The organism is Streptomyces sp. GSL17-111, from assembly GCF_037911585.1.
Lineage (GTDB): Bacteria > Actinomycetota > Actinomycetes > Streptomycetales > Streptomycetaceae > Streptomyces.
Window position 1 is genome coordinate 3,334,145 of sequence record NZ_JBAJNS010000001.1, and the last position, 15,125, is coordinate 3,349,269.

The 15,125-nt window shown below is 69.8% G+C and carries 13 protein-coding genes and 1 tRNA gene; 5 read left to right on the forward strand and 9 right to left on the reverse strand.

Annotated elements, in window-relative coordinates:
* The first annotated feature begins 333 nt into the window (after positions 1-333).
* The 3 genes from V6D49_RS14875 (at position 334) to V6D49_RS14885 (ending at position 4,846) form a co-directional block, all read left to right on the forward strand.
* Positions 334-1,941: an IS1182 family transposase gene (locus tag V6D49_RS14875; RefSeq protein ID WP_340555948.1), complete on the forward strand. Its 1,608-nt coding sequence runs from the start codon at positions 334-336 to the stop codon at positions 1,939-1,941.
* Between the two features lie 474 nt (positions 1,942-2,415).
* Positions 2,416-2,973, forward strand: a complete 558-nt coding sequence (locus V6D49_RS14880; RefSeq protein WP_340564017.1) for an HNH endonuclease — start codon at positions 2,416-2,418, stop codon at positions 2,971-2,973.
* A 622-nt stretch (positions 2,974-3,595) separates the two neighbouring features.
* Positions 3,596-4,846, forward strand: coding sequence for a hypothetical protein (locus tag V6D49_RS14885; protein ID WP_340560192.1), 1,251 nt, complete (start codon positions 3,596-3,598; stop codon positions 4,844-4,846).
* A gap of 56 nt (positions 4,847-4,902) precedes the next feature.
* On the opposite strand, the gene V6D49_RS14890 is transcribed toward V6D49_RS14885, so the two are convergent.
* Together V6D49_RS14890 and V6D49_RS14895 are read right to left on the reverse strand one after the other, a co-directional pair.
* Positions 4,903-5,322: a PIN domain nuclease gene (locus V6D49_RS14890; protein ID WP_340564019.1), complete on the reverse strand. Its 420-nt coding sequence runs from the start codon at positions 5,320-5,322 to the stop codon at positions 4,903-4,905.
* Positions 5,323-5,611: 289 nt separating this feature from the next.
* Entirely contained in the window at positions 5,612-6,229 is a 618-nt protein-coding gene (locus V6D49_RS14895) for a TOPRIM nucleotidyl transferase/hydrolase domain-containing protein (protein WP_340560194.1), read from the reverse strand.
* 118 nt (positions 6,230-6,347) lie between these two features.
* Between V6D49_RS14895 and V6D49_RS14900 the strand changes: the two genes are divergently transcribed.
* Positions 6,348-6,421: transfer RNA gene (locus V6D49_RS14900), tRNA-Met, on the forward strand.
* Between the two features lie 126 nt (positions 6,422-6,547).
* Here V6D49_RS14900 and V6D49_RS14905 read toward each other — a convergent pair.
* From V6D49_RS14905 to V6D49_RS14935, 7 genes are all read right to left on the reverse strand, one after another.
* Positions 6,548-7,825 carry a pyridoxal phosphate-dependent aminotransferase gene (locus V6D49_RS14905; RefSeq protein ID WP_340560195.1) on the reverse strand — a complete coding sequence of 426 codons (1,278 nt, stop codon included), beginning with the start codon at positions 7,823-7,825 and terminating at the stop codon, positions 6,548-6,550.
* Between the two features lie 4 nt (positions 7,826-7,829).
* Complete coding sequence (locus tag V6D49_RS14910; protein WP_340560197.1) at positions 7,830-8,720, reverse strand: arylamine N-acetyltransferase family protein; 891 nt, start codon at positions 8,718-8,720, stop codon at positions 7,830-7,832.
* The gene (locus V6D49_RS14915; RefSeq protein WP_340560199.1) at positions 8,717-10,114 is read right to left on the reverse strand and encodes an amidase family protein; all 1,398 of its coding nucleotides are present in this window, start codon (positions 10,112-10,114) and stop codon (positions 8,717-8,719) included. The genes V6D49_RS14910 and V6D49_RS14915 overlap by 4 nt, the downstream gene beginning before the upstream one ends.
* A complete protein-coding gene (locus tag V6D49_RS14920) occupies positions 10,111-11,553 on the reverse strand; it encodes an aspartate aminotransferase family protein (protein WP_340560200.1) in 1,443 nt (480 codons plus the stop codon). Before V6D49_RS14920 ends, V6D49_RS14915 begins: the two co-directional genes overlap by 4 nt.
* Before the next feature lie 50 nt (positions 11,554-11,603).
* A complete protein-coding gene (locus tag V6D49_RS14925) occupies positions 11,604-12,638 on the reverse strand; it encodes a tryptophan 2,3-dioxygenase (RefSeq protein ID WP_340564021.1) in 1,035 nt (344 codons plus the stop codon).
* Between the two features lie 6 nt (positions 12,639-12,644).
* Positions 12,645-13,454, reverse strand: a complete 810-nt coding sequence (locus tag V6D49_RS14930; protein WP_340560201.1) for a transposase family protein — start codon at positions 13,452-13,454, stop codon at positions 12,645-12,647.
* A 152-nt stretch (positions 13,455-13,606) separates the two neighbouring features.
* Positions 13,607-14,011: a DUF6875 domain-containing protein gene (locus V6D49_RS14935; RefSeq protein WP_340560202.1), complete on the reverse strand. Its 405-nt coding sequence runs from the start codon at positions 14,009-14,011 to the stop codon at positions 13,607-13,609.
* 421 nt (positions 14,012-14,432) lie between these two features.
* Between V6D49_RS14935 and epsC the strand changes: the two genes are divergently transcribed.
* Positions 14,433-15,071 (forward strand): serine O-acetyltransferase EpsC, encoded by a 639-nt coding sequence (gene epsC, locus V6D49_RS14940; RefSeq protein WP_445330526.1) that lies wholly within the window; start codon positions 14,433-14,435, stop codon positions 15,069-15,071.
* Positions 15,072-15,125: the final 54 nt, after the last annotated feature.

Below are 15,125 nucleotides of genomic sequence, written 5' to 3' on the forward strand. Positions count from 1 at the left end.
CACGACGCCATGGCCGGACACCTTCTGCTGCTTCGAGCCTCAGCAGCATCGAACGCAACCCCGCGAAGTCGCAAGCGGATACGTCGGGTTGATCGAATCTGTCCGGATCCGATCCGTCGATGCCTGGATCTGACATTCATCGGTCGCGGCAGTGCAAGACAGGAGAGCGTGGACGGGCAGCGAGCGACTCTGTCGGGGATCTTGAGGTTCTCGGGACGAGGGTTGGTTGCGCTTGGAACACTTCAGACGGTCCTGCGCAGTTCCGTCCTCCTGAGGTGATCAGTGTCCGTTCGTCCCCGGTCCGGTGCGGTAGTTCCCGAGCTCACAGCCCAGATGGCGCGGGCCAGCAACCCCAGTGGCACCACGGCGATGTGGGTACGTGATCACCTCGACGGACTCTGGAACGACAGGGACTTCGCCTCCTGGTACCCGCGCGACGGCCGCCCCGGACTCTCCCCGGCCCAGCTCGCCACGGTCTGTGTCCTGCAGTTCCTGCTCAACCTCTCCGACCGGCAGGCGGCCGAGGCGGTCCGGTGTCGTATCGACTTCACGTACGCCCTGGCCCTGGAGCTGGATGACCCCGGGTTCCACCACAGTGTGCTGACGGACTTCCGTGATCGTCTGTGCGAGGACGACCGCGCGGACCAGCTCCTTTCCCTGTCGTTGGAGCGGATGCGGGAGGCCGGCATGGTCACTGAGCGCGGGAGGCAGCGCACCGACTCCACCCAGGTCCTGGCCGCCGCGCGGGACCTGTCCCGTCTGGAGCTGGTCCTCGAAGCAGTACGCGCGGCCCTGGAAGAAGCCACCCAACGGGCACCTGACATCCTCGACGGTCTGGTGGATGCGGAGTGGGCCACCCGCTACGGGCGTCCGGTCCGGCTCCCCAGCCAGCCCAGTCACCCTGCCACCCGGCTCAAGCAGGCGGGAGCCGACGCCCGGAGGCTCCTCGAGCGCCTACCGCCGCACCGGCGCGGTCCTCGCGCGGAAACGCTGCGACAGATCGTCGTGCAGAACTTCCTCCTCGACGCCCGTGGCGGGATACGCCCGCGCACCGAGAAGGACGGACAGCCCAAAGGCGCCATGCGGATCGTCACGCCCTACGACCGCGAGACCCGCCGGGCCATCCGGGGCAACACCCGCTGGAGCGGCTACCTGGTCCACGTCACCGAGACCTGCGGGACCGACGATGCACAGGCCAACCTGATCACGGACATCGCCACCACCAGGCCGACCCGGGACACCGAGGCCCTCCCCGGCATCCACACCCGACTGAGTGACCGCCGGCTACTGCCCCGGCAACACCTGCTCGACGGCGGCTACCTCTCCGTCTCGCTGCTGCACCGCTCCCTACACGACCACCAGGTCGAACTCGTCGGCCCGGTCAAGGCCAGCGGGGCCTGGCAGAACAAGGGACAGGCCGGCTTCAACCGCGACGACTTCACCATCGACTTCGACCAGCGCAAGGTCACCTGCCCCAACGGCGAGACCAGCCACATCTGGCTCGAGCCACCAGCCATGGCGCCCTACACCGTGGCCCGGTTCCACCCACACCAGTGCGACTCGTGCCCCGACCGGCCCGCCTGCACCCGTGGCACCGCCGCCCGCACCGTGAACTTCCTCCCCCGCCACCTGCACGAACTGCAAGCCCAGAACCGCGCGGACCAGCAAGACTCCCAGTGGAGAAGGCTCTACGCCACCCGGTCCGGAGTCGAAGGCACCATCTGCGAGTTCATCAACGGACACCGGGCCCGCCGCAGCCGCTACCACGGCCACCGCAAGACACACGTGCAGCACGTCCTGACCGGCATCGCCATCAACATTGAACGCCTCGCCTCACGCACTACCCGACACCCCCACCGCCCCCGAGGCCCCACGAGCTTTCAGCAGTACCTCGACGCACGCGGCCTGACCTGGGAGTGCTGGTGGCGACAAGGCAAATGAGCCGCCCGCACAAGATCCCCGACAGAGTCGCTCACTGCGTGGTTGATGTTGGCGCTGGGTGACAGCCGAGAGCACGCTGGGAACGACGGATATGACGACAGTGCGTCTCAGCACTACAGCTGGGACAGTACTGTTCAGAACCACTCCCGTGTGGCAGTGGGGGACGTGATAGCCCTGTGGGACAGGAAAGAGCTCATCGGCGTTTCGGTGATAGAGGCTATCGACACCGCGACTGCCGAGAAGACGCTGTACTCCTGTCCGCAGTGCGGGAAGGCCGACATCAAGCGGCGTCAGCGGGAGAAGCCAGCGTACCGCTGCGGCAAATGCGGTCACCTCTTTCCCGCGCCGCGTCAGAGCGCCAGGCCAGTGACCACCTACCGGTCTGCGCATGGCAAGCGATGGATGAACGGTCGCGGTCTGCTCTCGGGCCCAGAGCTTCGGTCTCTTTGCGATGCTCCGAAGTCGCAGCTGAGTATGCGTCCTGCCCGATGGGAGCGGCTGCGGCAGGCGCTTCTTGACGCCACCGGCCAGACCAGCAACGTCAAGGACATAGCCGCAGCCGTTCGCCTGGCCATAGCAGGGGGCCACAGGCAGTCGCTTGTGCGAACACGCGTTGGCCAAGAGGCGTTCCGTAAACGGCTGCTGCGAGAGCAGGGCGAAGTATGCGCCTTCACGGGCCCCACACCGCCTCCCGCCCTGGAAGCAGCTCACCTCTACAGCTATGCCGAGAGCGGTGAGCACCATGACTATGGCGGACTGCTACTGCGCCGTGACATCCACAGGCTCTTCGACCTTGGCCTTATCGCAGTGGACACGGTCTCCGGAACCCTGGATGTCGCCTCGAGTCTTGACCACTTTCCGTACTACGCGCAGCTTCATGGTCGGCCTCTGGCGGTACGGCTACGACCGGAACACGAGGTCTGGCTCGATACCCATTGGCTCAGCAGGCGACCACAGGCGTGGCAGACGGGCACTGCGCCGTACTGCTCGACGGGGCCTCAGCCAAGCGACGCCGGTGGTCTCGGCGCGTGAGCGATGCGTGAGCGGACGGGTAGGCATTCGCTGGACTCGGGCATCACGTGTGAGATCCCGGCAAGCTTCTGACCAGGCAAAACCGGACCGACTATGATGACGGATCACCATCTGTCACGATCTTGCAGGCTCGTAATGCGTAGGTCGAGGGTTCGAATTCCCTTGAGCCGGACCCTGCTGCTGAATCGTCCCCTGCGGCCCCGGCGGATCAGCGCCGCCGGTGACCCCGTCCGGCGGGCGGGGCCGGGCCGAGAACGTGTCGGAGGAGGTCCTGAACTCCATCGCCCGGGTGCTCCGGATGAGCGAGATCCAACGCTGTACCTGTGTCAGCTGGCCGGGACGCAGGCGGTCCTGTCGCCTGCGGCGATCCCGGCCGAAGTGGAGAACATGCGCCCCTTCGTGGAGAGCCGGTCGCCGCATCGTTTTGGCCTGGGGCCCGTTGGAATGTGGGGCCTGCACGGCCGGACCGTCAACGGTTGCGCAGCGTCCCACGGGAGAGGGCCGGGGGAGCCGACCGTCCTCCGGGCCGACTGCAGCGGCGCAACCATGCCCATCAGCACCCGGGTCGGGCTGAGTTTCGCTACTCTCCCCTGCGGGTGGGACGGCACTCCGGGAGCGGGCGATGGACAACGAGATCCAGCTGATCAGTGACGGTGACGGACTGGCGGTGATCGGGGACGCGGCGGACGTCGAGCGCTTCCTCGCCACGGAAGGGCTGCCGTCGACGGACCTCGGGCTGCAGCGGCTCACGTCCGCCCTAGGCGCGGGGTCCGTGCTCGCCGAGGCGGGCTCGGGGGCCGCTGCCCACTCCGGTCGCTGGGTGAAGCTGACGCGGGAGTCGGCGGAGCAGGTCAAGACCTACGGGCTGAGGGAGAACGCGAAGAACGGTCTCGCCACCGGCGTCGTGAAGGGGCCGGGTGGTCAGGTCAAGGGATTCGTCGAGTTCGTGAAGAGGCCGGGGTCGCTGCTGCCCAACCCGGCCACGCTGGCCAACGCCGCACGGCTCATGGCGCAGATCGCGATGCAGCAGACCATGGACGAGATAGCCGACTACCTCGCCACGATCGACGCCAAGGTCGACGACGTGCTCCGGGCCCAGAAAGACGCCGTTCTGGCCCGCATGATCGGCGTGGGCTACGTCGTCGAGGAGGCCATGACCCTGCGCGAGGCGCGGGGCGGGGTGGACGAGGTCACGTGGTCGAAGGTGCAGTTCGCGCCGACTACGATCGCGGATACCCAGGCGTACGCGTTGCGCCAACTTGACGCACTCGCGGAGAAGATGGAGCGCGAGACCACGATCGGAGAGCTCGCCACGACGGCTGAGGAGGCTCGGCGCGCAGTGCGGGAGTGGCTCGCTGTTCTGGCTCGCTGCTTGCACCTGCAGGACGCCGTCGCCGTGCTCGAACTCGACCGGGTACGGGACGATTCCCCGGAGGGGCTGGACGGACATCGCCTGGGGCTGAACGCCGCCCGGCGGGACCGGTTGGATCACATCGCCCGGTGCACCGGGCGGCTGATCGCCAGGATGGAGGCGGCGGCCGGCACGGCGAACGCGAAGGTGCTGCTGCACCCGGCCAAGTACCCGGCGGTCGTCCGGTCGAGCAACGATGTCGCGACCTGCGTCTACGAGTTCAACGGGCGCCTCGGAATCGAGTCCGGTCGTCGGTCGTCGGAGGCGAGACGTTGGGTGGACGCGGCGTCGGAGGCGAGGGACAGGGCACTCGAAACAGGAGCGAAGGGCTTCGGGGCCGCCAGAAGTCTCGGTATCGAGACCCTGGACCGTGCCGGTGCTGTCGGGGGCAGGCTGTCCGGCGGCCTCGCCGAGCGGGCGCGCCGTCGCCGGGGGGCGCAGGGGCGTGACGAGGAAGGCTGACCTTCACCGACCGGGCGGAATCAGGCGGTCGCGTGCCCAGCAGGGCGCTGTGGTCATCACCGGTCGGCGGTGCCGGGTGGGACGCCCCACTCGGCGGGTTGGCCGGTGAGTGACGCGATCATGTCGAAGTTCCCGTCGTAGTGCAGGAGCGTCAGCCGGTTCAGCTTCGCGGTGGCGGCGATGAGGAGGGCGGGCGGGGAGAGTGCACGGTGGGCTCCCCCGGCGAGCGCAAGCCGCTGCACCTCCAATGCGCGGATGCAGGTGTCGTCGTCCGAGCGCAGGTAGTCGAAGGCGTGGAGCCACGTGCTGATGCGCACCGCCTCGGCACCGTCCCGCGCCGAGTGGATCATCTCGTACGCGGTGGGTTGGCACACCGCGAGCAGGGAGCGCTCGTGCAGTGGCGTGAGGACGTCTCTCACGTCAGGTTTCGTCCAACGGGCCAGCGCGGACTTGTCGATCAGGTAGCGGTCCTGCATCAGGCGGCGCGGCCCGCGTCGTCTCCGTTGCCGCGCTTGAGGGGTGCAGTCGGCGTTGCGGGGGCCGGTCGCCGCGAGGATGTCGCTGAAGTCGAGATCGTCGGCGTCCATGGCGTCGAAGAGCTTTTGCCGGAGGTGGCGCTTGACGGCGTCCTCCATGGCGAGGCGCACCGCCTTGGCCTTCGTCTTCGTGCCGAAGATGCGCATGGCTTCGGTGACCATCGCCTCGTCGAGGTCGATGACGGTCCTGGTCACGTTCGGGAGGGGCGGAGGAGCAGGCCCGGATGGGTCAGAGGGTGGTGAGGAGGGAGGTGAGGGGGGTGGGGGTGCGGTCGGGGTCGAGGGCCTCGACGAGGACGCGGCCGTAGTGGATCTTGCGACCCTTCTTCGTGCCGAGGAAGCGCCGCAGTTGCTGGGACGCGGGGCGGCCCTGCTGCGCCGGTTGGCGCAGGAACGTGTGGAGGGCGCGGTCGTCGCCCTGGGCTCGGACGAGCTCCGTGACCCGGCGGGTGCCGAGTGCGCGGATCAGTTCGTCCTCCAGGTCGGCCGCGCAGACGAAGACGTCGCGCTTGGGCGCCTCGGCGCGTTGCCAGGCGCGCGCGTAGTACGGGCGCTCCGCCTCGTCGCACAGGCCGGTCAGCCGCAGGCCGAGGCCGGGTGCCCCGAGGAGGGTCGCGTAGCGGCCGACGCTCATGGCCCCGCCCATGGGCAGGACGCACACGCCTTCGGCGGCGAGGTCCCGGCCGTGGCGGGTGGCCAGCGCGCCGACCGCCGCGGCGTCGCTCGGGCCTTCGAGGAGGACGACCGTCCGCACGGGCAGCCGTGCGGCCAGCTCCTGGGCCGGGTCGCCGGGGCCTCCGGCGGCCCAGGCGGTGACCGCCTGCCGGAACGCGTCCATGTCAGTCATGAGACGAGTGTCCGCCTTTTCCGGACGCCACCGGTAGGGGATTTCCGGGAGGTGGCGGGAGCCTCCCGGGGGCGTGGTCGGAGGAGGGTCAGGAATGGCGTAGGGTGGTGTTCACCGACGCGGGGTGGAGCAGCTCGGTAGCTCGCTGGGCTCATAACCCAGAGGTCGCAGGTTCAAATCCTGTCCCCGCTACTGGCCGAAATGGCCCGGCGCATCAGCGCCGGGCCATTTTGCTGTTCCGGTGCATGCCGGGCGGTGTCGGCGTCGTACCGGGCCGGCGCCGGTGCGGTCGGCGGGCCACCGTGGTCGTGCGGAGGCTCACCAGCCGAGCCCTGCCCGGGCGAGCCGGTCCAGCGCTTCGTCGAGTACGTGCCCCGGCTGCCCCACGAACAGACGCACATACGGGCTCGACGTACCGGCCCCCCGGGGCGGTGTGTTGGGCGTACCGGTCATGCTGCCCGCACCCGGTATGACTCCGGCGGCCACGCACAACCGGCGGTAGTGCGCCTCCGTGCCGTCGCGTACGAAGCGAGCCGGTACCCGGAACCGCAGGTAGGCGCTGCACGTTCCGGCGTGCACGGCCTGCGGCGGAAAGCCGAGATCGCTGTGGAGACGGTCCGTGACCTGTCTGCGTGCCGAGGCGTACGCCCCACGCAGGTGGTGAAGGAAGGCGTTCGCCGCGTCCTTCTCCAGCCAGGCCGCCATGGCTGCCTGCAAGGGCAGTGCACAGCCGTACGAGCGCTCCTGCGCGATCCGCGCCAGACCGACCAGGGTGGCCGGAGCGGCGGTGAGGGCCCCGATACCCCAGCCGTTGCAGTGGAACTGCTTGCCCAGCGTTCTGGTGGCCAGCCACGGAGCGGTGGTCCGCCGCATCTCCTCCACCAGGATCCGCAGCGCATTGGTGGGAGGATGGCCGGGGGTGTGGATCGCGTAGTACGCGTCATCGATCAGGACGGCCGCGCGGTGCGTCGCGGCCGCTCTGATGATGCTCCTGACCCGGTCGGCCGCCCAGTCGGTGCCGGTCGGGTTGTGCTGGGGGTTGAGGACGAGGAGAACATCGCGCCCCGCCCGGTCCAGCATCGCCTCGATCTCCTCGACGTCCGGCTGCCACCCCTGGTCGGGGCGTAGGGAGTAGGAACGCAGCCGGTAGCCGAGTGGCGCGAGTACGCCGCCGTAGTCCCAGCCGGGGGAGGGAACGAGAGCCGTGGGCGTCGCGTCGGCCGTCCGGGTGCCACGGAGTAGCAGGCGGCCGAAGTCCGACATGGCGGCCCGCGTGCCACTCTGGCTCACGGCCACGTCGTACGGTGCGGCACCGGTCGGCGGCAGGTGGTGTGTCCGGGTGATGTAGGACCGCAGCACTTCGCGCAGGGCGGGCAGCCCGTAGGGGGACAAGGTGTAGCCGTGCGCGTGGGCGGGCACCTGCTCGGCGAGCGTCGCCGCCAGCCCGGGTGCGACGGCCTTCCACGTCTCACCCAGGCTCAGGTAGACGAGGTCGCGGGCGTCTCCTCCGTGCGCCTCGTAGCGCCGTATGAGGTGTGTGTCCTCGTGGTCGTTGGGAAGCCTGCCGCTGTCCAGGACCGACCGTGTGGGTTCCATGCCGCTACTCCGCTCCGTTCGGTGCACGCTCTGGGAAAAGACACCTCAGGCCGGCGAGTTCGCGCGGGTTGAGCGCTATGCCGAAGTCGCGGAGAACGCCGGGGAGAGTGTCCCGGGTGACGTGTTCGGCCGCTTCCCCTGACGGAGTGACGCGCCTGAGGTGGTCGCCCCGCAGGTGGAGCCAGGTGTCGGCCGTCAGCCGTTGCAGCAGCGGTGCCGTGCGCAGCATGGACCTCGGGTGGGTGCTCAGGAAGTGGTGGGCGACGGTGACGTCCATGGGCTGTCGCGGTTCGTGCGTGAACTCGTACAGGCACGTCCACCCGTCGGGCTTCAAGGCATCGACGCTCCACCGGAACCGGTCGTGGGCCACGACCCGGAATCTCCGGCCGTACTGCCTCACCTCCGCCCCGTCCCTGGCCGGCAGCGGGTCGAGGTAGCCGTCCGATCCGAAACCCACGTCGCACAGCCACTCCTCGTCCTGGATCCGCGCCTTGAGCAGCATGTGGGTACGCGGCCGCGGGCCCTCCCCGCCGAGCAGGACGCGGGCCGCGAGGCGCTCGACGGGCAGCCCCAGGCGTTCGAGCACAAGGGCGAAGAGCAGGTTGTGCTCGTGGCAACACCCTCCGCGTCGGTGTCGGCACAGCTTCTCCACGATCGCGCCGGGCTCCAGGCTCACCGGGACGCCCAGCACGAGGTCGATGTTGTCGAAGGGGATGGCGGCCAGGTGGGCGCGGTGCAGCGCGTGCACCGTGTGGAGGGTGGCTTGGGACGCCCCGGGGGTGGCGGCCTCCGGGAGGTCGCGCAGGCCCACGCGACGGAGGTAGGCGTTGAGATCCAGCCGCTCGGCTCCCCAGCCGGAAGCGGGTACGGCGTCTTGTCGGCTGACGGGTGTCATGGGGTCTCCGGATCCAGAGGACGGCGTACGGCGGACAGGTGGTGCGCGCACCGGTGACCGACGTCGAGCAGCTGCTGGTCATGGTGGCGCGGGGCGTCGAGCAGCAGCCCGACGGGGAGGCCGCTGGAGGTGTACCCGGCGGGCACCGTCAGCGAGGGCCACCCCCAGACGGCGGCCGGCGCGGTGTTGCGGATGTAGGTGGTGAAGGTCGGACGTTCGCGCCCTCCTGACGTCATCCACTCACCGGTTCCGATGGGCGGTGCGGGTGTGGTCGTGGTGGGGGACAGGAACGCGGCGGCTCCGCTGTGCCGAAGGGCCCGCAGGGCGGCACCGGCCGTTGCGTATCCCACGAGCCGGGCCGCGCGGTACGAGCCGGGGTCGATGGCGGGGCCGTCGAGGAGGGGCTCCAGGACGCCGCGTACGTCGGGTGAGGCGATCGCTTGGAGCACCGCGTCGAACGTCAGCGAAGAACCGTGCTGACGCAGGTACGCGGTCACGGCCGTTCGCGTCTCCGCCAACGGCACCGTGGTGGCGGCTTCCAGCAGCGCGGCCGAGTCGTACAGCGGCTGTGAGAGCTCCAGCAGGGACCACCCCACAGCACGCAGGGTGTCGCACGCCTCCTCCGCCACGCGGGCCACCTCCGGATCGAGTCCGGCCCAGGACGTCGCACGGGGCAGCGCGAGGACGGGAGGTAGGGAAGGCGGCGGGGGCGGGGGAGATGGCCGTTCACCGCTGAGTACCGCGTCGAGCAGGCGCACGTCGTCGACGCTGCGCGCCAGGACACCGACCGTGTCACGCGTGGGTGAGATGCGGACGACCCCCTCGCTCGGGTAGCGGCCCGTGCTGGGGCGGAAGCCGACGACACCGCAGAGCGCGGCCGGGATGCGGACGGATCCGCCGGTGTCCGTGCCCAGCCCGGCCGGTGCGATCGCGGCGGCCACGGCCGCCGCCGTGCCGGAGCTACTGCCGCCCGCGAGTCTGCTGAGGTCCACCGGGTTGCGGGCGGTGAGGTGCTCGGCGTGCGCACCGGTCACCCCGTAGGCCAGTTCGTGCAGCGTCGTCTTCCCCATCAGCTCCGCGCCCGCCTCCGCGCAGCGTCGCCAGGCGGCGGAGTGTCGCAGTGGAGTGTGGTGGCGCAGGGCGGGCGTGCAGGCCGTCGTGGGGACGCCCGCCACGTCGATGTTGTCCTTCACGGCGAGGGGCACACCTCCGAGCGGACCCGTCGGCCGTGGCTCGACGGGCGGCCAAGCCCCGGCGTCGTCCATGAAGGCGCACAGGTCGGCCAGCCGCTTCTGGCGACTCCTGAGCTCCGCAGCGTATTCGGCGGGGGAGATCTCGGCGCGGCGAAGGGCTGCGCGGGTCCGCCGCAGGGTCCACAGGTGAGGCGCTGTCATCGGGCGGCCTCACCGTTCGGCTCCATCGGCGGGGTGGGCGGACCGACCGGGCGGTCCCTCAGGAGCTCGGGGTGGTGATCGGCCACGTAGGGACGTAGCACACGCAACGTGCGGGCGAACGCCTCGACGAACGCGTCGATGACCGGTGTCCCGGTCACGATGTGCTGGCACATCAGGCCGTGGCGTGCCGTCAGGAACCCCTCGTTGAGCAGGTGGAGGTGGACGAGGGCGCGCAGACGCCCCCTGCCCCGGCGTGCCGCTGCGGTACCGGCGGCGTCCTGAGGCGGCGCGGTACCGAAGTGGAAGTAGCTCAGGCCTCCCTCGCCGACGCTCCTTCCTGCGACTCCGGCGCTCCGGGCCGCCGCGTCGAGGCCGGAGCGGAGTCTTTCACCGAGGCGGTCGAGATGGGCGATCTCGGCGTCGCCGAAGGTCTTCAGTGCGGCGGTACCGGCGGCCAGGGACAGGCTGTTCCCGCCGAAGGCACTGGCGTGATGAACGGGTTGCGGTTGCGAGGGGGAGAAGAGGGACATGATGTCGGCCCGGCCACCGAACACACCGATGGGCAGACCGCCTCCCACGACCTTGCTGAACGTGCTGAGGTCCGGACGCACCCCGTGCTTCACCTGCCAGGGCCCCAGGCGGAACGTGGCACATTCGTCGAAGATCAGCACAACGCCGTCACGTACGGTCAGCCGCCGCACCTCCTCGAGATACCCGGGGTGGGCGGGGACGCCGCCCCCCACGCCGAGCACCGGCTCCACGATCACGCCGGCCACCCGACCACGGAGCCGGGACAGCACGTCCGCGACCGCCTCCGCGTCGTTGAAGGGAACGGTCACCACGGCCCGCAGGACGGAGTCGGGCACTCCCGGCGCCAGCTCCGCGGGCGCGAGGTCGGGAAGCAGTTGCGGGTGGGTCGTCCCGCCGGGCATGAACGCGCTGACGTGGCCCCAGTCGTGCGTACCGTGGTATCCGCCGTCGATCTTCACGATGACGTCCCGGCCGGTATGGGCGCGCGCCGTCCGCAGGGCCCACATCGTGGCCTCGGTGCCTGAATTGCAGTACCGCAGGCGTTCGAGGGCCGGTACGCGGGCACGCAGCAGGTCGGCGTGCTCGTACTGAAGGGTGCTGGGCCCTCCCAGGGCGGTGCCCCGCTGAATCTGCCGGTGCACGGACTCCGTCAGCGCGGGGTGATTGTGGCCATGGGTGAGGGCGCCGTAGTTGGCCACTATGTCGTGATACCAGCGACCGTCGAGGTCCTGGACCCGTGCGCCGTCCCCGCGGCTGAAGTACAGCGGATAGGGCGCGTAGGTGGTCATGGTCCGTGTGTCGCCCCCCGGCAGCGACTTCGCCGCCGCGTCGAAGGCCCGCGCGGACGCGGGGCTCAGCGTTCGGTAGCGTTCGGTGATGCGCTGAGCCACCTTGATGCCCGGTGTCATGCCGTCGCCTCTCTGGGTGTGTTCGCCGGTTCTCCTGATCGCCCCGCGCCTCACCACGGAGGGGCGCCTGACGGGAGCACGGATCGCGCCTCCCACAGCTCGGGGAAGAAGCGATGCTCGGCCGCCTGCCGCAGCCAGTCGATTCCGGTGGTGCCCCCGGTGCCGGGTTTGTTGCCGATGGTGCGTTCGACCAGCAGCAGGTGGAGTGAACGCCATCGGCTGAACGCGTGGGCGAGGTCCACGAGCGTCTCGCCGAGCCGGAACAGGTCGCTCGCCGGGCCGTGCTCCTGGTAGACGCGGGCCCACGCCTGTCGTGCGGCTTCGGGCTCCCACGCCCCGTCGCCGGATGCGCCGGCGAGGAGGCCGCGCCGGTGCAGCAGCTCCAGGGCCTCGTCGTAGACGCTGCTTCGGTGCAGGGCCCGGTGGACGGACTCCGACACGCCGACCACGTCCGCGTGCCGACGTGCCATGGACTCCGACTTCCGTCCGAGCGTGAATTCCAGCATGCGGTACATGAAGGAGTCGATTCCGGAAGCAGATCCCAGCTGATCGCGGAAGGCGTTGAACTCCGCAGGTGATATTCCGCTGAGGACGTCCCAGGTCGTCGTCAGCGGTCCGAGTGCCTTGGCGGCGCGCCGCAGGTTCCATGCCGCCTTGTCGGCCTCGTCGACGACGAGGGACAGGCGGGCTGCGCAGATCTCCTCGTACACCAGCTTGAAGAGCAGTTCCTTCGCCTGGCCGACGAGGTAGAAGGTCATTTCGGCCGGGTGGTCGGTGTGGGGTTGCTGCAGGGAGAGCAGCGTGTCAATGCTCTGGTAGGCGATGTACTCCGACTTCGGTGCGACACCTTTCGCCGCGGTCTCGTACAGATCGACGAAACGTTGCGGGAGATGGCTACCGGAACGTTTCGTGCGGTAGCGGTCACCGAAGCGTCGATCATACTCGGCGAAGAGTGCCGGATCGTCGTGCAGGAATAGGATGTCGTGCACCGCCATCCGGCGGATGGCGAAGGTGGGCTGAGGCGCTCGTGCCACCGTGAACGACGAGTTCCACACCGAAGGCTCCGGGCAGTGACGTTTTCTCAGCGTTGATCATTTCCAGATCTTGTTGAGGACGAGGGCGGCGCGGGCGATGTCGCCGATTCGGCTGGTGCTGATGGTGACGTGTTGCAGGGTGCGCCAGCGTTGCTTGAGTTCGGCTGCGGCGCGTTCGCCGAGGGCTCGGACGCCTGTGATCAGGCTGTTCGTGGTGCGCGTGTCGGCGTCCAGGGCCTGTTCGGACCGGCCCTTCGGGCGCCGGACCGGGACGAGGACGCCGATTCCGGAGCCGAGGTAGCCCTTGTCGGCGAGCGTGGGCAGGCCGTCGGCTGCCGCCTTGTACAGCGCGGGCAGAGCGTGGATGCGGGCGGCGGTGATGTCGGGGGTGGACCCTGGCTCGGCGTCGGAGACCCACAGCGGGGTGCCGTCGGGTGCTGCGAGGAACTGGACGTTCCCGCCGAACGCCTTGTTCTTCTGGCTGAACCAGAGGTCGTTGCCGTTGTCCCGGACGCCGGTGAGGCGGTCCGTTTCGATGAGCGTGCCGTCGAGGATCACATGGGTCATGCCGTCGTGCTGACTGTGTTCCAGGACCTCGTGGAGGTCCGGGGCCTGGTCGGCGAGGACGTCGATGCCCTCGTGCAGGTAGCGGTAGCCGGTGGCCTGGGAGACCCCGGCGTCGCGGGCCAGGCAGTGCACGCAGCCGCGCTCGCGGAACCAGCGCAGCACCAGCACGGCCTGGCGGAACGGGCCGAGCGCGCGGCTGCCACGCGGAGTGCCAAGTCGCCGTCGGCGCGCGGCCAGCAGACGGGACAGGTACGCCACGACATGGCGTGGGACGTCGAGCGTGGCAACATAGGTGACCAACGTGAAGCCTCTGGTGTTGCGGACATGATCTTGTGGTGAGACCTGTCCTACCAGGGGCTTTACGTCTGCCTGCGGCCGGGCCCAGCCCGACCGGCCTGCTCACGCACGGGGGATTCATACCCCTTCGCGGAGATCATTTCGCTGAGAAAACGTCAGTGGGGATGGAACTGCCCGATCATCAAGCCACGACGCGCCGCTTCGCCCTTCACTCGGCGCTGTGCCTCGTCGAGCAGGGGCCAGTGATGCGCGGGCATGCCGAGCAGCACGGTCGTCAGCGAGGAAACCGACTCCTTCCCCTCGGGCCAGGTGCGCTCGGCGTAGTTGTCCATTTGGCTTCGCATGGCATCCGCTATGCCGTGCCAGTGGTTGTCGGTGTCGTACCTGATCGTCTCGATACACAGGGACCCCGCTCGCAGGGCGGGCTCGACGAAGGGGCAGACGCTGCCCTTTCGTCCGAGGTCCTCGTGCGGCTCCGAGAGGAATACGGCAAGCCATTCCCGGACCTCGTCGACTTCGGTGGGTACGGCGGCGGAGTCTGCGTCTGATGTCTTTCTCACTGAGGTCCTTCTGATCGGTCGGGCCGGACGGGTACCCGGCCTGGGCATGAAAGGACGGGCTTTTTCCGGACAGGTGTTCAGGGTGAAACCGGGAATAATGGGCCGCGTGAGATGCTCTTTCGGTCACGTGCGCCCCGCTGGGCCCCCGCGAATCCCGGAGAGGTTTGCGGGGCGGACGTCGAGTGGCGGAAAACAGAGCGGCCCGACGCCCCTCGGAATCCGGCATCGATCGGTGGCGCGGAGAGGGCCACGCTTCGGTGCGGACACGGCACGGCGGGCGTTGGGGCCTCCTCGGGGAAGAGGGGCGTGCGGCGGGTTCGAGCGGGGCTCGGGCGGCGGGTGGCAGCGTGAGGGGCGTTACCCCGAAGGCGAGCGAGGAGCCGTCGTGCCGGATGTGGACGTCAGGAATGTGCCGAGAGGTGTGACGGGTCGGCGCGTGCGCGGGGGCGCCGGAACGCCCCCGCCGCTCGGTTTGCGGCGCACGCTGGCGGAGGATCTGCGGACCGTCGTGGAGCGGGACCCCGCGATCCGGAACCGACGGGAGGCGCTGCTGCATCCGGCGCTGCCGGCGCTGTGGTCCCATCGTGTCGCGCACCGGCTGCACCGGCGGGGACGGCGGATCGCCGCGCGGTTGGTGAGCCTGCCGGCCCGCTTCGCCACCGGGGTGGAGGTGCATCCGGGCGCCGTGCTGGGGCGGCGGGTGTTCGTCGACCACGGTTCGGGCGTGGTGGTCGGTGAGACGGCCGTGGTCGGTGACGACGTGACGATCTACCACCAGGTGACGCTCGGCGCCCGGGGCTGGTGGGAGGACAACCTGCGGGCGCCGGGGGAGCGCCGTCACCCGGTGATCGGGGACGGTGTCGTCCTCGGCACGGGCGCCTCCGTCCTGGGCCCGGTGACCGTGGGGGACGGCGCGCTGATCGGCGCGCACTCCATGGTGCTGAGGGACGTGCCGCCCGGGGCGACGACGCAGGCCCCCGGCGCCTCCCTGGCCGACCGGGACGTGCCCCGGCACCGCCTCGAACTGCTCCGTCAGACCGCAACGATGGGCTCGTGGTGACCCCGGTGGGTCCGCGCACGGCGCCGCATTCGTCCACACCCCACCAGCAACGGA